This is a genomic window from Streptomyces profundus (assembly GCF_020740535.1).
GTDB lineage: Bacteria > Actinomycetota > Actinomycetes > Streptomycetales > Streptomycetaceae > Streptomyces > Streptomyces profundus.
This window is the reverse complement of sequence record NZ_CP082362.1, coordinates 1,793,339-1,814,114: the sequence shown is the minus strand read 5'-3', so window position 1 is coordinate 1,814,114 and position 20,776 is coordinate 1,793,339. Positions and strand designations below refer to the sequence as shown.

Here is a 20,776-nt window from a genome sequence, read left to right as displayed (position 1 = left end):
GGCGCCGTCAGCCGACGTGGGGTGGCTGCTCGCCGCGCCATGGATGGTGCGGGCGGAACCCGAGGATCTCCCGGGCCCTGGTGTTGTCGTAGACCGCGCTGTGCGCGGGAAGCCGGCGGGTCAACGGGCTGTCGGGATGGTGCGCGCGCAGCAGTTCCTCGGTGGGTTCGAGGGCCGAGGTGTCGTCCGCGCTCACCGAGATCACGTGATGCCCGCCCAGCGGTGCGGTGAGGCCGGCCAGGACGGCGCGCGCCGCGTCCCTGGTGTCGAGCCAGGCCCAGAGGTCCCGGCGGTGGCCGCCCGAGTCCTCGTGGACGCGGGCCAGTTGCCGCGCCAGACGGTCGCCGGTGCCCACGAAGGGGAAGCGCAGGCAGACGGTCCCCAGCCCCCAGCGCCTGGTGCTGAAGGCGGCCACCTCCTCGGCGAGGACCTTCGACAGCCCGTAGCAGTCCACCGCCATCGTGGGGTGGTCCTCGTCCACCGGCACATAGCGCGGGGAGAGGTCGCGGTCCGCCCAGGCCAGGCCGAAGGCCGAGATGCTGGAGGCGGCCACCGCCCGCCGCACCCCGAGCCGGCCCGCCTGGTGGAGCACCACATAGCTGCCCAGCACGTTCTGGTCGAGCGTCTCCTCCTCGGAGACCTGCCCAGGAGCCGGGATCGCCGCCAGATGCGCGACGCCGGCGACCGGCCCCCCGGGCCCGAGCAGGGCGGAGGCGACGAAGTCGCCGTCCCTGATGTCGCCCACCGGGCAGCCGACCGCCCTGTCGTCCTCGAACGGCACCCGGTCGGTGGGGCTCCCCCGGGAGTTCCGGGACCGGGAGGCCCCACCGGCTCCATCGTATTGATTTACAATGTGGTTCTGGCGGCCGGGAACAGAGTCCTCCGGCGGCCGGGAGTAGATTGGGGCGGTCAGGCGGCCACGACGGCCGTTCTGGCCAGCGGCCGAGGCCGGAGCCGGAGCGGGGACGCCGTCGGGGTGCCGGGGACGCGACCCAGGTGTGTCGATCGGCCCCCGGGGCCCGGGCGTTCGACGCGCTCCCCGACGTTTCCTCCTGGAGGACATAGGCGATGGGCAGGCAGCAGTTGACGATCCGGCGCGGCACCAACCTGCCACGTATGGGCGACTTCAACGAGTCCGTGGTGCTGGACGCGATCCGTCGGGTGCCCGAGGGGCTGAGCCGGGTGGAGTTGGCCGGGGCCACCGGCCTGTCGGCGCAGACCGTCTCCAACATCTGCCGCCGGCTGCTCGACCACGGACTGGCGCGGGAGACGGGCAAGAAGAGCAGCGGCACCGGCAAGCCGCGGACCCTGCTCCAGGTCAGCCCGGAGGCCAGGTTCGCCGTCGGGGTGCATCTGGATCCAGCGGTGATCACCTATGTGGTGCTCGACCTGCTGGGGCGGGTGGTGACCCGGCTGCGCACCCCCACGCCGCGCGTCGCCGACCCGGATCACACGTTGGCCGGCATCAGCGCCTCGCTCCAGACGCTGATCGAGGAGTCCGGGGTGCCCAGGGAGCGGATCCTGGGCGTGGGGATCGCCGCCCCTGGGCCGGTGGACATGTCCGCTGGTCTGGTGGTCGATCCGCCGGAGTTGGAGGGCTGGGGCCGGGTGCCGCTGCGGGACTTCCTCAGCGCGGAGACCGGCCTGCCCGTGCTGCTGGACAAGGACGTGATCGCCGCGGCGACGGCGGAGCACTGGGCCGGCGCGGCCACCGACACCGGCAACTTTCTCTTCTTCTATCTGGGCACCGGGTCGGGCATGGGCCTGGTCGTCGAGGACACGGTGCTGCGCGGCGTGTCGGGCAACGCCGGCGAGGTCGGCGGGCTCGGGGCGGCCTGCACCACCCGGGCCATGGTCGACGAGGGCATCCAACTGGGCGTGCTGGGCCATGAGTTCACCCCGCTCGGCCCCCGGGACGCCGAGCGCGGGCTGGCCGAGCTGAGCCGGCTGGCCGAGGAGAACGCCACGGCCGGCGACATCATCGACCGCTGGGCGGTGCGGGTGGGCCGGGGGGTGGCCGCCGCCGCGACGCTGGTGGACGCGGAGCTGATCGTCTTCGGCGGACCGATCTGGACCCATCTCCGGGAGCGCTTCCTGCGGATCATCCCGGACATGGTGGAACAGTCGCCGTTCGTGAAGAAGATCCACCCCACGAAGGTGACCAGCACCGGGGTGGGCGAGGACGTGGGCGCGGTGGGGGCCGCCTGCCTGGTGCTGGACCGCACGCTCTCGGCGCGCCCCCAGTCCCTGCTCCTGCGATAGCGCGCCCCCCCGGGGGCGCGCGGGCCGGCGCACCGCGCGACCGGCCCGCGCCCCGGGTCAGCCGCGCGCCGCCGGGGTCAGCCGCAGCGTGCGGATCTCGAACGGCCGCAGCGAGAGACGGGCCAGGTCCGGCGTCGGCTCGTCGGCCGACGGCCGCTCCAGCAGGTCGGTCACGGCGGCGCCTGCGACGGCGAAGTCCGTGGTGAGCCGCGCGGTGGCGCGACCGCCGAGGGACTCGAAGAGCCGGATCACCAGATCGCCCGAGCCGTCGTCGGCCAGCTTGATCGCCTCGATCACCACGGCGTCGTTGTCCAGCGACACCAGCGGCGCCACCGGCCGGTCGCCGGGGATCCGGCGCTCCGGCAGGTTGAAGTGGTAGCCCTCGCGGATGGCGTCGCCGAGCGAGGCGCCCACCACCAGGGCGTACCGCAGCCGGTGGTGCCCCAGGTCCGCCTCCGGATCGGGGAAGCGGGCGCCGCGCAGCAGCGAGAGCCGCAGCGTGGTGGTGGAGCCGCCGTCCGCCCGGACGTCCCTGGTCACCTCGTGCCCGTAGGTGGAGTCGTTGACCAGCGCGGCGCCGAAGCCCGGCTCCTCGACCTGGAGGTAGCGGTGGGCGCAGAACTCGAACTTGGCCGCCTCCCAGCTGGTGTTGCTGTGCGTGGGACGCGGGGTGTGGCCGAACGGGATCTCGCCGCGCGAGAGTTCGGCGCGCAGGTCGAGCGGGAACGCCACCTTGAGCAGCCGCTCGCGCTCCCGCCAGTCCACGGATGTGTCGATGTCCAGGCGGCGGACGCCCGCCGGCAGCGTGAGCGTCTGCTCGATCCGGGACGCTCCCACCGTGCGGACCACCCGCACGCCGCCGTCGGGCGTCGGCGTCACCTCGTCCGCCTCGGTGAGGTCGGTGACCGCGTTGCGGTAGAAGCTGTCGACGTCCCAGGCGTCCCACTGGTTGGGGAAGTCCTGGTGCAGCTGGAGCAGGTTGGCGGCGGATCCCGGGGCGACCGCCTCGCGGTCCGCCGCGATGTCGTGGATCGAGGTGACCAGGCCGCGCTCGTCCACGGTGACCCGCAGCAGCCCGTTGTCCAGGACGAACGGGGCGCCGTCGGCGAGCGGCCGGGGCGCCGCGGGCGCGGGCGCGGGGCCCGCGCCCAGCGCGGGGACGCCGCCGCGCGCGTGGGGCGCGGCGTTGAAGACCAGGGTGCCGCCGGTGTCGGCGGGGCCCGCGAGGGCGCGCTGCGCTCCGTCGATCAGCTCGCCGAGATCGGCGGCGACCTCGGCGTAGGTCTCCTCGGCCTCCTGGTGGACCCAGGCGATGGAGGAGCCCGGCAGGATGTCGTGGAACTGGTGGGTGAGGACGGTCTTCCAGAGCCGGTCGAGCCGCTCGTAGGGGTAGTCGGCGCCGGTGCGCAGGGTGGCCGTGGCGCACCACAGCTCGGCCTCGCGGAGCAGGTGTTCGCCGCGGCGGTTGCCCTGCTTGGTGGCCAACTGGCTGGTGAGGGTGCCTCGGTGGAGCTCCAGATACAGCTCGCCCACCCAGACGGGCGCTCTCTCCCCGTACTCCTCGTGCGCCTTGGCGAAGAACTCGGCCGGGCCCTCGATGTCGACCCGGGCCGAGCCGGCGAGGTCGCCGAGCCGGGCGGCCCGGCCCAGCATCTCGCGGGTCGGCCCGCCGCCGCCGTCGCCGTAGCCGAAGGGCACCAGGGAGCGGTTGGCCAGGCCCTTGTCCCGGAAGTTCCGCTCGCTGTGGGCGATCTCGCGCCCCGACAGCTCGGCGTTGTAGCTGTCGACGGGCGGGAAGTGGCTGAAGATCCGGGTGCCGTCGATGCCCTCCCACCAGAAGGTGTGGTGCGGGAAGTCGTTGGTGGTGTTCCACGAGATCTTCTGGGTGAGGAACCAGCGCACCCCGGCCAGCTTCATCAGCTGCGGCAGCGCCGCGTTGTAGCCGAAGGTGTCGGGCAGCCACATCTCCTCGGTCTCGATCCCGAACTCGTCGAGATAGAAGCGCTTTCCGTGCACGAACTGGCGGGCCAGCGACTCGCCGCCGGTGATGTTGGTGTCCGGCTCCACCCAGAGGCTGCCGGCGGGCAGGAACTGCCCGGTGCGCACCTTCTCCACGGCCCGCGCGAAGACCTCGGGGCGGTGCTCCTTGAGCCAGGCGAGCTGCTGCGCCTGGGACATCACAAAGCGGAACTCGGGGTGTTCGTCCATCAGCGACGTGACGTTGGCGACGGTGCGCGCCACCTTGCGGACGGTCTCGCGCAGCGGCCAGAGCCAGGCGGTGTCGATATGCGCGTGGCCGACGGCGGAGATCCGGTGCGCGCCCTCGACGGCGGGGACGGCCAGCGCGGGGGCGAGGCGCCGCCTGGCCTCGGCGGCCGTGCCGGCGATGTCGTGCAGGTCGACGGCGTCGAGGGCGCTCTCCACGGCGCGCAGCAGCTGCCAGCGGCGGGTGTCCTCCGCGGGCAGCTCGGCCAGCAGGCCGCCCAGCACGTCGAGGTCCTGGGTCAACTCCCAGACGTCCGGGTCGAAGGCGGCCAGCTCGGCCCTGGCCAGCCGATAGATCGGTTCACCCGCCTCACCGGCCTCGCCGTCGCCGCCCTCGGAGCCCTCGCCCAGCCAGGGGGCGCGGTCGCCGGAGCGGGTGGGCAGGAAGGGCACGCCGCCGGGGCCGTCGTCCAGGATCAGCGGGTTGGCCGCGGCCTCCACGTAGAAGACGAACTCCTCGCCGCCGACGGCCTCCTCGGCCACGGTGAGATAGGCGTTGCGCGGGTTGAGCGCTTTGACGGGCGAGCCGTCGGCGCGGTAGGCGAGCCCCTCGGCGGCGAAGCCGGCCTTGGTGGCGTCGAAGCCGAGGTCGAGGACCGCCTCGACGCGCCGCCCGGCCCACTCGGGCGGCACGGTGCCGCTGACGCGGAACCAGCAGGTGGACCAGGCGGGGCCCCAGCGGTGGCCGACGGAGACGGGGCGGTAGCTCGCCCCGAGCCCTTCGGCGACGGGCACGGGTTCGCCGGACACGGGCCACACCCCGATGTCGAGCGGGATGCCGTGCGCGTGTACGGCGGGGATCAGACGCTGGGTGAGCACGCGGTGGAGGCGTCGTTCGATAAGGGCGGGGTCACGGTGCATGACCGTTATGAAAAGCCAATGGATGTAGTAAGTCAACGCCGGACGGTCGCCCGGCCGGCCCGCTCGGGTCTGGCCGCCGCAGGGCAGGTAACGAAGTGCGATGCGGCGCAAGCCCGTTCGCCCCGCCCTGCGGCGACAAGCTACTTAGTTGCCGTCAAGGGGAATGTCCTGACCCCCCAGGGGGGTGATGTGGGTGCGCAACCGGGGCGCGAAGACGGCGTGGAACACGCTGGACGCCGCGCCCACCGCCGCCGCCGACTCGTTGAGCAGCGAGTGCGCCACCCGCACCCGGCGGATGTCGCTGGCCACCGGGAAGCGGTTGACCGCCGTGTCGATCTCCGCGAGGAACAGCTCCGTCACCTCGGGCCGGACGGCCGGGCCGCCCACGATCAGCAGCGCGGTGTCCAGCAGATCCGTCACGCCGACCGCGCCCCTGGCCACCACCCGGGCCACCGAGCGGAAGATCGAGAGCGCGCTCTCGTCCCCGGCGAGGGCGGCGGCGCAGGCCCGCTCGTAGGCCGCCGGATCGTCGGCGCCGACGATCCCGGCCGCCGCCGCCCGCGCCACCACCGTGGGGATCGGCGCGCACTCGGCCACCATCGCCGGGCCGCCCTCGTCGGTCAGCCGGCCCACGCTCAGCGCGCACAGCTCGCCGAACTCCCCGGCATTGCCGGTGCGTCCCCGGTAGACATCGCCGTTGAGAAAGGCACCACAGCCGGCGCCGGCGCCCAGATAGAGGTAGACGAAGTCGCCCGCCCGCTCGACGGCGCCGATCCAGCGTTCGCCGATGGCCGCCGCCGTGACGTCCTTCTCCAGGACCACCGGAATGCCCAGCCGCTCGGCCAACTCCTCCCGCAGCGGGACGTCGTGCCATCCGTCGAAGAGCGGGGGGTTCCTGATCACGCCGGCCTCGGCGTCCAGCGGGCCCGGCACCGCGACCCCGACGCCGAGCAGCGGATCGGAGGCCGGACGGGCTTCCGCGATGGCCTCCTGGGCCATCCGCGTCACCTGCGCGATCACCCACTCCGGATCGCGCCGCTCGTGCAGCGAGAGCTGCCGCCTGGCCACCACGCCGCCGCACAGGTCCACCACGACCTGGGTGATCATCTCGGGGTCCAGATGGATGCCGATGGCGTGCGCGGCGTCGGCGCGCAGCCGCAGCGGCACCCTGGGCTTCCCCTTGCCCGCCGGCCGATGGACGTCCTCCACGAGGAACTCGGAGGTCAGCAGGTTGCGCGTGATGCGCGAAACCGCCTGCGGGGTGAGCCCGGTGCGCTGGGCGATCTCCACCCGGCTGAGCGCGCCGGCCTCCCTGATGCTCCCGATCACCAGCTTCTCGTTGAACGAGCCGAGGGCCAGCTGGTCGAAGGCGCGCGGGGTGCGCGGCGGGGGCCCTGGCGCCGCGCCCTCGTCGGGCCGGCGCCACACCGAGCGGTCCGAACGGAGCGCGTCCAGCAGGGAGTCCAGCATCGGGCGCGCGGTCGTGGGGGAGTGCAGCAGCTCCAGGGAGCAGATCGCGCTCAGGGTCGCGGACCAGCTCATGGAGTCGGCGGCCAGATGCCAGGTCTCGTCGCCGACCCTGGGCCCCGACCCGGCCAGGTCGCCGCCCGGATCCCAGACCAGCAGCCGGGAGGGGCCGACGCGAGAGGCGCCGTCGGCGACGGTGTGCAGCAGGGCGGCCAGCTCGGCGCGGCCCTCCGCCGACACCCGTAGCCGGCTGGCGCGCGGCAGCGAGAGCTCCGCCGCGAGCGCCGCGCCGCGCGCCGTGCGCTCGGCGGCCGGCGCGGGGGCGCCCGCCCGGCGCGCCTCGGGCGCGCGCTCGGCCACCACCAGGACGGCGGCCTCCGCGTCCCGCCAGATGCCGAGCAGCAGCGGCTGCTCCCAGCGCAGCGGCGGGTCGGTGGGCACGGTGACCGGCGAGAACGTCTCGCCGTCGACGCCCCAGCGCCGCCACACCGCGCTCAACGCCGTGTGCGAGATGCCCAGATGGTCGGCGAGGGCGCGCGCGGACCAGGAGCGACGGGGGGCCGGCGGGCCCGCCAGCGTCGCGGCGATCACATCCGCCTCGTCTATGCGGGGTGGTCGGCCGCTGCGGGGCCGGTGCTCAAGGCCCTCAAGTCCCTGGGCCGTGTAGCGGGCGCGCCAGGACGTGACGGTGGGCCGGGAGATGCCCAGGGCGCGGGCGCTGTCCGAGATCGAGACGCCGTCGGCGGCGTCCAGGATGATGCGGGCGCGCACCTCGCGATCCTCGCGCCCGGCCGCCCAGTTGAGGAGCGCCTGCCGCGCCGTCTCGGAGAGCGGGAGTTCCGGAAGGTCATGCATGGGTCCATCCAACACCTTCCACCACCCCCTGTAAAAGTACTAATTGACCACCTCCCGCCGGGGCGGAAGGGACAACTGCCCGCTTTGCCCGCCTCCTTGGGGGCGCCGACCCCGGAGGCGTGGGGGAGTCGGCGAGATTTCCGGGCGCGGAGCATTGACTTAGACAATCCATTGAATTTACATAGCCCCGTCTCGGCACACGAAGGGGGAACCCATGAGCACACTCGACGACCGGGAGACGTCCTCCCGTGCCGTCTGGGAGGAGACGGCCGACCGGCTGCTGCTCGCCGTTCGGCCCCACGCCACCGAGCGGCGCGCCCAGATCCACCTGCCGGGGCCGCCCAGCGCCAACGGCCGCTGGAGCGACGGGCTCGAAGGCTTCGCCCGCACCTTCCTGCTCGCCGCCTTCCGGCTGGCCGGCGCGCGCGGCGCGGACCCGCTCGGCCTCGCCGAGTGGTACGCGGAGGGGCTCACCGCCGGGGTCGATCCACAAGGCCCCGAGCGCTGGCCCACCTTCGCCGAACGGAACCAGGCCAAGGTGGAGGCCGCCTCCATCGCCATCGCCCTGCACGAGACCCGCCCCTGGATCTGGGACCGGCTGACCGACCCCGCTCGGGCCCGACTCCTCGCCTGGCTGGGCGAGATGGTCGGCGACCCGATGCCGGGCAACAACTGGATCTGGTTCCAGGCGGTCACCGAGGCGTTCAGCCGGGCGGCCGGCGGCCCCTGGCGCGCCGAGGACCTGGAGCGCACCATCGCGCTCACCGACCAGTGGTACACCGGCGACGGCTGGTACAGCGACGGGCTGACCGGCGGCGCCCACCGCAACTACGACCACTACAACGGCTGGGCGATGCACTTCTACCCGCTGTGGTTCTGCCGGATCCTCGGCGAAGCGGCGCCACCCGGGCGCCTCGACCACTACCGGGAGCGGCTGCGGCGGTTCCTCGACGACCACGCGCGTCTGGTCGGCGCCAACGGGTCCCCGCTGATCCAGGGGCGCTCGCTCACCTACCGCTTCGCCACCCTGGCGCCCGTCTGGGCCGGGGAGTTGTTCGACGCCACGCCCTACCCGCCGGGGCTGACCCGACGGCTCACCGGCGGAGCGCTGCGGCACTTCCTCGGCCATGGCGCGGTCGACGGCGAGGGCCTGCTCACCCTGGGCTGGCACCACCCCTTCCCCCGCATCCGGCAGGTGTACTCGGGGCCCGCCTCGCCGTACTGGGCGAGCAAGGGCTTCGCCGGGCTGCTGCTGCCCGCCGACCACCCGGTGTGGACGGCCCCCGACGAGCCGCTCCCGGTGGAGCGCGGCGACTTCGCCCGCACCCTCGCCGCCCCCGGCTGGCTGGTGTCCGGCACCGCGCGGGACGGCGTGGTGCGGGTGGTCAACCACGGCAGCGACCACGCCGATCCGGCCCGGTTCGCCTCCGACGACCCGGCCTACGCCCGGCTCGGGTACTCCACCCACACCGCGCCCGAGATGCCGGCCGACCCGTCCGGCGGCCCGCTGGACTCCACCGTCACGCTGCTGGACGAGGAGGGGTTCGCGGCCCACCGCAGACCGCTCACCCGGATCAGCGTCAGAAACGGCGTCGGCGTCTCCCGCAGCCGCGCGCACTGGCCGGCCGACGAGGAGTGGGACCCGTTCGGCGGGCCCGAGACGGCGTACCGGCTCGGCCCCTGGATCACCGTGGCCTCCGCGCTGCGCGGCGCGGTCGAGGTCCGGATCGCCCGCGTCGACCCGGCCGAACCCACCGACCCGGACCGCCCGTTGACGCTGCGGTTCGGCGGCTGGGCGCTGCCGGTGACGGACGCGGGCAGCGGCTGGACCCGCCGGGACACCGTCGGCGCCAGGGCGCGGGTGACCGGGTCGAACGGGCTGGTGTCCAGCCTGGTCGCGCTGCGCGGCCTCGGCCACCCGCTGGTGCGGCGGCACGCCGACAGCAACCCGCTGGGGCCGCGCTCCGCCACCCCCGTGCTGACCAGCGGCGGCCCGGTGCGCCTGGGCGAGATCTACGCGGCGGCGGCACACCTGGGCGACGAGCGGCTCGACCTCGCCGCCCTGCCGGCGCTGTCCCTCGCCTCGGAGGGCGGCATCGCCACCGGCCCTGGCACCGACATAGTCACCCTCGACTGGCCGGACGGCGCCCATGACGTCGTCCGGCTGCCATCCGTATCGCGGACGCCGGCCGGTCCGACGGCCAGTTCGTCGGTCAATCCAACGGAGAGCCACTGATCGTGCATGACAACCGACGGCTGATCGAGGAACGTGTCGCCGTCTTCCTCGCCGAGCGGCTGCGCCCGGCCCTCCACGGGCCGAGGGTGCCGTTCGCGCTGACGGTCTGGCGGGCGCCGGGCGAACCGGTGCCGGTGCGGGAGGCGTTGACGGCCCCCTACGAGCCGTTCCGGCACGGCGAGTCCTGGGGCGGCCCCTGGGCCACCACCTGGCTGCGGGCCGCGGCCACCGTCCCGGCCGACTGGGCCGGGCGCCGCGTCGAGGCCGTGTTCGACCTCGGCTTCGACTACGCCAAGGGGCCAGGCGGGCAGGCCGAGGGCCTGGTGCACACCGCGTCCGGCACCCCGCTCCAGGGCCTGCACCCCTATCACCGCACCGTGTTGCTCGCCGGGTCCGCCGCCGGCGGCGAGCCCGTCGAGCTGCTGGTCGAGCTGGCCGCCAACCCGCCGATCGTCGGCAGCGCGGGCCGGAACACCCACTACGGCGACCGGGCCACCGCGGGGGACGAGCCGCTCTACCGCCTCGAAGTCGCCGAGATCGCCGTCCGCGAGGACGACGTCTGGCATCTGCTGCACGACATCGAGGTGTTGGACCAGCTGATGCGCCAGCTCCCGCCCGAGACACCCCGCCGCCACCGCGTCCTGCGCGCCCTGGAACGCGCCATGGACGCCGTGGATCCGACGGATGTCGCCGGGACGGCGGCGCTGGGCCGCCGCGCGTTGGCCCCCGCGCTGGCCAGCCCCGCGCACGCCTCGGCGCACACCGTGCACGCCGTCGGGCACGCGCACATCGACTCGGCCTGGCTGTGGCCCGTCCGCGAGACCGTCCGCAAGTGCGCCCGCACCTTCGCCAACATGACCACGCTGGCCGAGGAGTACCCGGGGCTGGTCTTCGCCTGCTCGTCCGCCCAGCAGTACGCGTGGATCCAGGAGCGCTACCCGGAGATCTTCGAACGGATCAAGCGGGCGGTGGCCGACGGCGGTTGGGTGCCGGTCGGTGGCATGTGGGTGGAGGCCGACGGCAATCTCCCGGGCGGTGAGGCGCTGGCCCGTCAACTCGTGTACGGGCGGCGCTTCTTCGCCGAGGAGCTGGGCGTCACGACGGACGGCGTCTGGCTGCCCGACTCCTTCGGCTACACCGCCGCCTACCCCCAGCTGGCGACCCTCGCGGGCGCCCGCTGGTTCCTCACCCAGAAGCTGTCGTGGAACGAGACCAACCGGCTGCCGCACCACACCTTCGACTGGGAGGGCATCGACGGCACCCGGATCTTCACCCACTTCCCGCCCATCGACAGCTACAACGCCGAGCTGACGGGCGCCGAACTCGCCCACGCCGAGCGGAACTTCGCCGACAAGGCGACGGCGGGACACTCGTTGGCCCCGTTCGGCTTCGGCGACGGCGGCGGCGGCCCGACCCGGGAGATGCTGGAGCGCGCCGCCAGGCTGCGCGATCTGGAGGGCTCGCCCCGGGTGCGCCTCTCCGACCCGGGCGCCTTCTTCGCCGAGGCCAGGGCCGAGTACGAGGAGCGGGACGAACGGCTCCCCGTCTGGCGCGGCGAGCTGTATCTGGAGACGCACCGGGGCACCTACACCAGCCAGGCCCGCACCAAACGCGGCAACCGGCGCGCCGAGTCGCTGCTGCGCGAGGCCGAACTCTGGTCCGCCACGGCCGCGTTGACGGCCGGCTTCGCCTATCCGTACGAGCGGCTCAGCGAGCTGTGGCGGCGGGTGCTGCTCAACCAGTTCCACGACATCCTGCCGGGCACCTCCATCGCCTGGGTGCACCGCGAGGCCGAGCAGCTCTACGGCGAGATCCACGCCGAGCTGGAGCGGATCATCGGCCAGGCGCTCGCCGCGCTGGTCCCCGACCAGGACGCCGGCGACGCGGTCACCGTGTTCAACGCCGGCCCGTTCGACCGCACCGGCGTCGCCGTGCTCCCGGCCGGCTCCCCCGCGCCCGCAGGGGCGCAGCGGCTCGCCGACGGCCGGATCGCGCTCCCCGCCCGCGCGCCGGCGCTCGGCGCCGGCGCATCGGCGCCCGCCCCGGCACCCGCGCCGGTCACGGTCACCGACGCGGACGGCGAAGTGCTGCTGGACAACGGGCTGGTGCGGGTGCGGATCGACGCCAGGGGCCTGGTCACCTCGCTCTACGATCCGGCCGCCGACCGGGAGACCATCGCCCCCGGCGCGGCCGGCAACCTGCTCCAGATCCACCCGGACCACCCCACCAGGTGGAGCGCCTGGAACATCGACCGCTCCTACCGCGAGGTCGTCGAGGACCTCGACCTGGCCGAGTCGGTCACCCTCGTCGACGCGGGACCGCGGCTGGCCGTCGTCCGGGTGGCGCGCGCCTTCGGCGCCTCCCGGCTGACGCAGCACCTCGAACTGGTCGCCGGCAGCCGCAGGTTGACGGTGCGCACCGATATCGACTGGCAGCAGCGGGACACCGTGCTCAAGGCCGCCTGGCCGCTGGACATCCACGCCGAGCACGAGAGCGCCGAGATCCAGTTCGGCCATGTGCGCCGCCCCACCCACACCAACACCAGCTGGGACGCGGCCCGTTACGAGCTGTGGCAGCACCGCTGGCTGCATGTCGGGGAGCACGGCTGGGGCGCCGCCGTCCTCAACGACTCCACCTACGGCCATGACATCGCCCGCGACACCAGGCCCGAGGACGGCGGCACCACGACCACCGTCCGGCTCAGCCTGCTGCGCGCCCCGCACAGCCCCGACCCCCAGGCCGACCGGGGGCGGCACAGCTTCGCCTACGCCATCGAGCCCGGCGCCGATCTGGCCGCCGCGCTCGCCGGCGGCTACGACCTCAACCTCCCGCCGCGCGCCCGCCCCGGCGCGGTGGACGTCGCGCCGCTGGTCGCGGTCGACAACGACCAGGTGGTGATCGAGGCGGTCAAGCTCGCCGACGACCGCTCGGGCGATCTGGTCGTGCGCCTCTACGAGGCCCATGGCGGCGCCGCCCGCGCCACCCTCACCCCCGCCTTCCCCCTCGCCCGGGCCGCCGACTGCGATCTGTTGGAGAACCCGGAAGGTCACCACCCGATCCACCCGCACCACCCCGCGATCCCGTTGCGGCTCCGGCCGTTCGAGATCCGCACTGTTCGGCTCACTCCGTCCCCCAGGAACCGGGAGGAAGTCCGTGCCCCTGTCAGTGAGTTTCCCTAGGAGATCGAGGGCCAGGCTCCGCCGCACCGTCCCCGTGGCGCTGCTGGGCCTTGCCCTGGTCGGCCCGCTGCCGGCCGCCCACGCCCAGCCGGCCGGCTCGACACCGGCGGAGGCGGACCCCGTCGGCCTGCTGATGTACCCGGAGGGCGTCGGCGCCGACCTCGGCCCCGAGGCCACCACCCTGGGCCTGGCCGCCACGGCGGGGGAGAACGAGGAGGGGCTGGTCACCGGCGAGTTCGACGGCCGGGGCTACTGGGCGACCGACCTGGCCGCCGGCACCGACCACCTGGCGCTGACCGCCGACGACGAGTGGCTGGCCGCGCTGCCCCAGGCGGCGTCCCGGGTGGTCAGCGTCACCTACCGGGACACCGGGGCCGACGAGCTGCTGCTGAACAGCGGCGACGCCGAACTGCGGCTGCCGGTCGCGGGCGAGGACGGCTGGCGCACCGCGGCCCTTGAGCTGCCACCCGAGGCGGACGGCTCGTTCCGGCTCTCCGGCGAGGACGGCGGCGAACCGGCCGATATCACCGTCGCCGCCGTCCGGATGGGCATCGCGGGCGCCAACGCCACGCTGGGCCCGGCGCCCAGCGGGGACCGGGTGGTCTTCACCGCCGGCGACAACGCGGCGGGCCTGGTCACCGGCGACCACGAGGGCCGCACCTACTGGCGCACCGACCGCGCCGCCGGCACCACCTACTTCTACGCCAATGTCGCCGACACCCACGCCTACGCGGTGACCGGGCAGACGCTGGTCAGCGTGGACTACCTGGACGACGGCCCCGGCAGCGTCGAGTTGCAGTACGACTCCCCCGAGGCCGCGTTCAAGGCGGCGGACCCGGCCCGGCAGGGCGGCACCGGCGAGTGGCTCACCCACACCTTCGCGCTGGACGACGCACAGCTCACCAACCGCGCCAACAACAACGACTTCCGCCTCGCCCCCGGCGGCGGGGACGACGTCCAACTCACCGTGGCCGCCGTCCGGATCGCGGTGCTCGCCGACGGCCTGGAGCCCACCGCGGGACTTCTCCGCCACCTCGACCACGCCGAACGGGTGCTCGGCACCGTCCGCGAGGGCGACCGGGACGGCCAGTACCCGCCGGGCACCCGCGACGCGCTGCGCGCCGTCATCGACACGGCCCGCGCCGTCGCCGACGACCCCGCGACCACGGAGGAGCGGGCCAAGGACGCGCTGCGCACCCTGCACCAGGAGTTGACCGCCGCCCAGGCCACCGCCCACAGCACCAACCTGGCCCGTGGCGCCGCGATCACCGCGAGCAGCGGTGCGGCGCCGGAGGCGGCCGTCGACGGCTCGCTCGACACGGCGTGGCACAGCTCCGAGGCCGGGCAGGGCGAGTGGCTCACCGTCGACCTGGGCGAGGCGACGCCAGTCAACGACGTGCGGCTCTCCTTCGCCGACCGCTACCCGTCCGCGTTCACCGTCCAGACCTCCCTCGACGGCGAGGAGTTCACCGACGTCAGGGAGGGCGGCGGCACCGGGCCCGACCGGGGCGTCCGGGTGCGGTTCGACACCGTCGACGCCCGCCATGTCCGGGTCGCCCTGCACGGCTACGGCGAGGGCGCCACCCGGCAGACCGTCACCGAGTTCGAGATCCGCGAGGAGCGCGTGGTCACCCCCGAACCCCGGCTGGTGGAGACGGAGTTCCCCACCGACGACTGGATCGTGGCCGACTTCGACGCCACCGACTTCGGCGCCGACCCCACCGGTGAACGGGACTCGACGGACGCCATCCAGCGGGCCGTCCACGCCTGCGTGGACGCCGGCGGCGGCACCGTCTGGCTGCCGTCGGGGAGCTATCTGGTCACCGACACCATCGAGGTGCACGCCTTCTGCACGGTGCGCGGCGACCGCAACCCCGACTACCTGGGCCAGGCGGACGCCGAGTTGGGCACCGTCCTGCTGGCCGATCTCGCGCCGGGCGACGACGGGCCCAGCCTCTTCCGGATCGGCGGCAGCGCCGGCGTCATCGGCGTGAGCACCTACTACCCGAACCAGAGCGCGGCGGAGCCCGTCCCCTACAACCACACCTTCGAGATCCCGGGCCGGGCCTGGATCGGCAACGAGAACTACATGATGGCCACCGTCGCCGAGGTGACCCTGCTCAACTCCTACCGGGGCATCGGGATCTCCACCATGCCAAGCGACCAGGGCGAGGCCCCGTCCGGCGGCCAGACCCACGAGTCCACCACGCTGCGCGACATCCAGGGCACCGCGCTCTTCGAGGGCGTCCGCGCCTACAACGGCGCCGACGTCGGCACCTGGCAGAACGTGCACCTCAACAACCGCTTCTGGGCCGAGGCGCCCACCGCCTACGACCCGCCGGAGCGCGCCGCGCTCGACGCCTGGACCCGCGCCAACGGCACCGGGCTCGTCCTGGGCGACCTGGAGTGGGACGAGTTCATCGACATCGGCGTCGCCGACTACCGGATCGGCATCGACGTGGTGGAGGGCCAGCGGATCAACTTCGCCGGCTCCCTCGTGCGGACGGAGGTCCGCGACACCGATATCGCCGTGCGCACCGCCGACTTCACCTCCCGCTGGGGCTTCGGCCTGGTCGACAGCGTGTTGGAGGGCAGCGAGGCGTCCGTCCAGAACCGGGGCGAGCTGTATGTGAAGCTCACCGACACCGAACTGGTCGGCCCCACCAGCGGCACCGTCTACGAACTCCCGGGCGAGGCCCCCGCCTACGAGCCCGCCACCACCCCCAGGGCCGAGCGCGGCGTGCTCCAGGTGACGGACGCCCCGCGCGGCGTGGGCGTGCTGCCCGAGACGGACGCGACCGACGCCCTCCAAGCGACGCTGGACGCGGCCTCGGCCGACGGCGGCGGCATCGTCTACCTGCCGGCCGGCTGGTACCGCGTCGACGGCCACCTCAGGGTGCCGGCCGACGTGGAGTTGCGCGGCTCCTCGCCGATCGCCCACCGCGATCTGCTGGGCGCCAGCGGCGGCACCGTCCTCTTCGCCCGCGAGGGCCGGGGCACGGACGACCCCGAGGGCGCGACCGCGCTGATCACCCTGGACGGCGACCGGGCCGGCGTGCACGGGCTGCGGGTGTTCTATCCGGAGAACAACCCGGGCGACGAGGAGGGCCTGGCGCCCTACCCGTTCACCGTCCGGGGCAACGGCACCGGCACCTATGTGGTCAACGTCGGCATGCCCAACGCCTGGAACGGCGTGGACATGGCCACCCACCGCAACGACGGCTTTGTGATCCGCAAGCTCTCCGGCGCGTTCCTGGCCGGCGGCATCACCGTCGGCGACAGCGCGGGCGGCCGGATCGAGGGCGTGCTCTCCAACGGCAACGCCACCGCCCGTGTCGGCTACGCGCTGCCGGACTGGGGCCTGGAGAACCAGATCTTCCCGCAGGTCATCGACACCTACACCCGCGCCCAGTCCGATCTGGTCACGGTGGCGGGGGCGAGGGACCTCCAGACGCTGAACGTCTTCGGCTACGGCTACCACAGCGCGCTGGTGGTCGAATCGGGCGAGGTCACCGCGTTCAACCTGGGCTCCGACAACCTGCACGAGGAGGGCTACACCGTCCACGCCGGCGAGGACGCCGAGGTCACCGCCGTCAATGTGATGCGCTACAACGGCACCACCAGCACGGGCCCGGTGACCCTGCTCAATGTGATGGCGCTCTACATGGTCAACCACCCGGTCACCGCCGAGGCCGCCCCCGAGGACGGCGGCACGGTCACCGTCCGGGGCAACATGACCGAGCCGGGCGCCTACGAGGAGGGCAGCGAGATCACCGTCACCGCCGAGCCGGCCGACGGCTTCCGCTTCGACCACTGGGAGTCCGACGGCGAACCCCTGTCCACCGAACCGACGTTGACGCTCCCCGTCACCGCCCCCACCACCCTGGAGGCCCACTTCACCGAGAGCTGACCCCCACCGGGTCGGCGGGCTTCCGTGATGTCATCGGGAGCATGACACTGCACACGCTGCTCGACGCGGCCGGTTTCGACGCGATCTCCGTCGGACCGGCCGCCGGCGGGGTGATCGCGGACGCCGGCATCGCCCGACTCGGCGACGGACGACGGGTGTTCGCCAAGACCGTGACGGGGGACCTCCCCGGCCTCTTCGCGGTGGAGGCCGAAGGGCTGGCCGCGCTGCGCGACGAGGGCGGCCAGGCCGTCCCCGACGTCCACCATGTCTCGCCGACGCTGCTGGTCCTGGCGGCGCACCAACCGGCGCCCGACGAGCCCGCGTTCTGGGCCGCCCTCGGCCACCGGATCGCCGCGCTGCACACCCGCACCGTCGCCGACCGCTTCGGCTGGCACCGCGACGGCTGGCTGGGGCGCCTGCGGCAGGACAACACGTGGGACACCGACGGCCACCGCTTCTTCGCCGAGCGGCGCGTGCTGCGCTGGCTCACCGAGCCGGCCGCGGACGCCGCCTTCGACGCGGCCGACCGCCACGCCATCGAGGCGCTCTGCGCCGCGCTGCCCGAACTGGTTCCGGCGCAGCCGCCGTCGCTCACCCACGGGGATCTGTGGCGCGGGAACGTGGTGGCGACCGCCGAGGGCGAGCCGGTGCTGATCGACCCGGCCGTCTCCTCCACCTGGCCCGAGGTCGACCTCGGCATGTTCTGGTGCTCGCCGCGCCCGCCGGCGGCCGACGCCTTCTTCGCCGCCTACGCCGAGTCGGCGCCGCTGCTCGACGGCTGGCGGGAGCGGATGCCGCTGATGTACCTGCGGGAGCTGATGAGCGTGGTCGCGCACGACGCCGACACCTGGGGCGCGGCCAGGATGGTCAGGGAGCTGGCCGCGCCCTTCCGCCGACGTTGACGGGGGCCTCCTCAGCAGACGCCGTCGGTCGGCTTGGGGTTGGCCAGCCGGAACAGGGGGCGCAGCCGGAGGCCGAACCAGGTGCCGGCCAGCGCGGTGAGGCCCCAGATCCAGCCGTGCAGGCTGCCCGAGGCGATCCCGGCGAGGTAGGCGCCGATGTTGCAGCCGCCGGCCAGCCGGGCGCCGATGCCCATCAGCACGCCGCCGAGCACCGCGGCCACGGCGGTGCGCCACGGCACGCCCCGGTGCAGCGCCCAGGTGCCGCCGAGCGAGGCGGCGACGGCGGCGCCGATCATGATCCCGATATCGGTCAGGCTGTTCTTGTCGGCGAGCACGGGACCGGCCAACATGTCGGCGTTGCCCGGCTGTTGCCAGAACGTCCAGCTCTCCGGGTGTCCACCGAGCGCGCCCACCAGCTCGCTGCCCCAGAGGGCGAAGGCACTGGTCACGCCCCAGGCGCCACCGGAGACCAGCAGCACCCCCGCGCCCAGCACCGCCAGCGCCACGGCGCCGGCCGCCAGCGGCCAGGAGCCGCGCACCGCGCGCAGCGCCGCACCCCTGGCGGTGGGCACCGCGCCGACCGGCGGCGGCGTGCGGCGGCGCTGGACGAGGCGGGTCAGGGCGTAGATGCCGAGCAGCGCCAGGATGGTGACGCCCCAGGAGCCGAACCAGCCGACATGGTCGGAGAGCACGAACGGGTCGAGCGCCGGCAGATCGTTCCAGAGGTCGAACTGCCAGGCGGCGATGGTCGATCCGGCGATGAAGCCGCCGAGGGTGAGCACGATCGAGGTCTGTCCCGAGCCCACGGCGAAGAGCGTGCCCGAGGCGCAGGCGCCGCCCAGCTGCATGCCGATGGCGAAGACGAACGCGCCCAGCAGCAGGCCGATCCCGATCGGTCCAGCGGAGGGCGCGGGCTCGGAGCCGAAGAGCCCGGTGCCGGTGCCGATGATCAGCGCGAAGAGGGTCGCCGTGGTGCCCAGCAGCAGCGTGTGGGCGCGCAGCCCGGCGCCGTTGCCGACGGCTATCAGCTGGCGCCAGGCGGAGGTGAAGCCGAACCGGGAGTGGAAGAGCGCGAAGCCGAGGCCGAGCCCGAGGAGCAGCAGCACGCCGGGCTTGGCGCCGTGCCGGGCGAACACGTAGGCGTCGAGCCCGGCGGCGAGCAGCCCGGCGACGGCCAGCGGGCCGCGCCGCACCGGCGGCGCCTCCGGCGGCGTGGGCGGCGGCACGCGGGTGGGGGAGTGGGAGAGCCAGGCGACGGCGGGGGGCGACGAGGGCGGCGGGGACACGGTGGTCATGGGGACTCCAGCGGCGGACGTGCGTGGGGGGTGAGCGGGCGCTACCGGGGAGCGCGGAGCGGAGCGGGCGCGACGGTGCGCCGGACGGTCCGGGACGGGTCAGCGGCGACAGAGGCCGTCGTCGACGCGGCAGGCCGAGCCCGCGAAGAGCGCGAGACACAGAGAACGGCCGGGTGCGAACATGCGCGCCATCCTAAATGTCCCGGCTCGCGAGGGGGACCCCCGGGTTGTCCATCTCACGTCACCCCCGGGACAGCCGCTAATCAAGTTTGACTAACGGGGTCGGGGGGTGGTGTCGTGAGCGGCGAACCGACGCCGTCCCCCGGCGCGGCGCCCCGGCGAGAGGCCAGAACGTGACGGAGTCCGTGATCCCCCTGCTGCCCTGCCTGTCCCTGGACGAGACCCTCGACTTCTACCGCGCGCTCGACTTCGAGGTCACCTTCCACCAGCCCAAGCCCTACCCCTTCGGCGCGGTCCGCCGAGGCGGCATCCAGTTGCAGTTCTTCGGGATGCGGGGCTACGACCCCGCGCGGGGCTACGGCGGCGCCTACGTCAACACCGACGACGTGGACACGCTCCACGCCGCCTTCCGCGCCGGCCTCAAGCGGGCCACCGGACGGGTCCCCACCCGGGGGCTGCCGCGCCTCGGCACCCCGCGCGACATGAGCTACGGCGTGCGGCAGTTCCTGATGACCGACCCCGGCGGCAACACCCTGCGGTTCGGCCAGCCGATCTCCGACGACTTCACCCTCCGCGCGATCCCCAGCGAGCGCTACGCCCGCGCCCTGCACCAGGCCCTGCTGCTGGGCGTCTCCAAGGGCGACCACACGGCCGGCGCCCGGATCATCGACCACGCGCTGGCCGCCGACGGCGCCCCGCCCGCCCTGCTGCTGCTGCGGTTGCTGGTGCTGCGCGCCGAGTTGGCCGTCGCGCTCGACCAGGACGAGGCGGCGGCCGGCTGGCTGGCGCGGGCCGAGGAGGTGCCCCTCGACGCGGCGGACCGCGCGTCGCTCGCCGACGAGCTGGGCCGCCTCGACGAACTGCGCGCCACGCGGCGCCAGGACGACCTGCCCTAACCTGGAAGGCCCAGCGGAGGTGTGAGGCGAGGAGGCCGTCAGCGATGACCGAGCGCAAGCCACCAGGGGTCACCTTCGAGTCCTGGGTGGACAAGCAGATCAGGGAGGCCGAGGAGCGCGGCGACTTCGCCGATCTGCCGGGCCGGGGCAAGCCGCTGCCCGGGCTCTCCGAGCCCTATGACGAGCTGTGGTGGATCAGGGAGAAGATGGTCAAGGAGAACCTCTCCTCCCTGCCGCCCACCCTGGTGCTGCGCAAGGAGGCCGAGGACGCGTTGGCCGCCGCGCTGGCCGCGCCCACCGAGCGGGCGGCGCGCCGGATCGTGGCGGAGATCAACGAGCGGATCGAGGCGGGCGTTCGGCAGCCGATGGACGGGCCGCCGCTCAACCTCGTCCCCTTCGACGTCGAGCGGGTCGTCAGCGACTGGCGCGCGGGGGTCGCCGAGCGGCTGCGCGACAGCGCGAGCTGAG

Annotated in this window: 11 protein-coding genes; 7 read left to right on the top strand and 4 right to left on the bottom strand. The window is 74.0% G+C overall.

Translation table 11 applies throughout. The features are described from left to right. Positions 1-7: 7 nt before the first annotated feature. Positions 8-781 carry an NAD-dependent epimerase/dehydratase family protein gene (locus K4G22_RS07815; protein ID WP_228079155.1) on the bottom strand — a complete coding sequence of 258 codons (774 nt, stop codon included), beginning with the start codon at positions 779-781 and terminating at the stop codon, positions 8-10. Between the two features lie 287 nt (positions 782-1,068). Between K4G22_RS07815 and K4G22_RS07810 the strand changes: the two genes are divergently transcribed. Continuing rightward, the gene (locus K4G22_RS07810) at positions 1,069-2,262 is read left to right on the top strand and encodes an ROK family transcriptional regulator (RefSeq protein WP_228079154.1); all 1,194 of its coding nucleotides are present in this window, start codon (positions 1,069-1,071) and stop codon (positions 2,260-2,262) included. A gap of 57 nt (positions 2,263-2,319) precedes the next feature. Here the strand turns inward: K4G22_RS07810 and K4G22_RS07805 are convergent, their stop codons facing one another. Both K4G22_RS07805 and K4G22_RS07800 read right to left on the bottom strand, forming a co-directional pair. Continuing rightward, entirely contained in the window at positions 2,320-5,388 is a 3,069-nt protein-coding gene (locus K4G22_RS07805) for an alpha-mannosidase (RefSeq protein WP_228079153.1), read from the bottom strand. Positions 5,389-5,532: 144 nt separating this feature from the next. Further along, positions 5,533-7,710, bottom strand: coding sequence for an ROK family protein (locus tag K4G22_RS07800; RefSeq protein WP_228079152.1), 2,178 nt, complete (start codon positions 7,708-7,710; stop codon positions 5,533-5,535). Positions 7,711-7,924: 214 nt separating this feature from the next. Between K4G22_RS07800 and K4G22_RS07795 the strand changes: the two genes are divergently transcribed. From K4G22_RS07795 to K4G22_RS07780, 4 genes are read left to right on the top strand one after another with little or no spacing between them, the layout of a single operon-like run. Next, a complete protein-coding gene (locus K4G22_RS07795; protein ID WP_228079151.1) occupies positions 7,925-9,946 on the top strand; it encodes a DUF2264 domain-containing protein in 2,022 nt (673 codons plus the stop codon). A 2-nt stretch (positions 9,947-9,948) separates the two neighbouring features. Further along, positions 9,949-13,125: an alpha-mannosidase gene (locus K4G22_RS07790; protein WP_228079150.1), complete on the top strand. Its 3,177-nt coding sequence runs from the start codon at positions 9,949-9,951 to the stop codon at positions 13,123-13,125. After that, positions 13,100-17,035: a discoidin domain-containing protein gene (locus K4G22_RS07785; RefSeq protein ID WP_228079149.1), complete on the top strand. Its 3,936-nt coding sequence runs from the start codon at positions 13,100-13,102 to the stop codon at positions 17,033-17,035. The genes K4G22_RS07790 and K4G22_RS07785 overlap by 26 nt, the downstream gene beginning before the upstream one ends. 41 nt (positions 17,036-17,076) lie before the next feature. After that, on the top strand, positions 17,077-17,937 hold the full coding sequence (locus tag K4G22_RS07780; protein WP_228079148.1) for a fructosamine kinase family protein: 861 nt from the start codon (positions 17,077-17,079) through the stop codon (positions 17,935-17,937). An 11-nt stretch (positions 17,938-17,948) separates the two neighbouring features. On the opposite strand, the gene K4G22_RS07775 is transcribed toward K4G22_RS07780, so the two are convergent. Further along, entirely contained in the window at positions 17,949-19,232 is a 1,284-nt protein-coding gene (locus K4G22_RS07775) for a YeeE/YedE family protein (protein ID WP_228079147.1), read from the bottom strand. Between the two features lie 353 nt (positions 19,233-19,585). Between K4G22_RS07775 and K4G22_RS07770 the strand changes: the two genes are divergently transcribed. Both K4G22_RS07770 and K4G22_RS07765 read left to right on the top strand, forming a co-directional pair. After that, a complete protein-coding gene (locus K4G22_RS07770) occupies positions 19,586-20,308 on the top strand; it encodes a bleomycin resistance protein (RefSeq protein WP_228079146.1) in 723 nt (240 codons plus the stop codon). A gap of 44 nt (positions 20,309-20,352) precedes the next feature. After that, positions 20,353-20,775 carry a DnaJ family domain-containing protein gene (locus K4G22_RS07765; RefSeq protein WP_228079145.1) on the top strand — a complete coding sequence of 141 codons (423 nt, stop codon included), beginning with the start codon at positions 20,353-20,355 and terminating at the stop codon, positions 20,773-20,775. Position 20,776 lies beyond the last annotated feature (1 nt).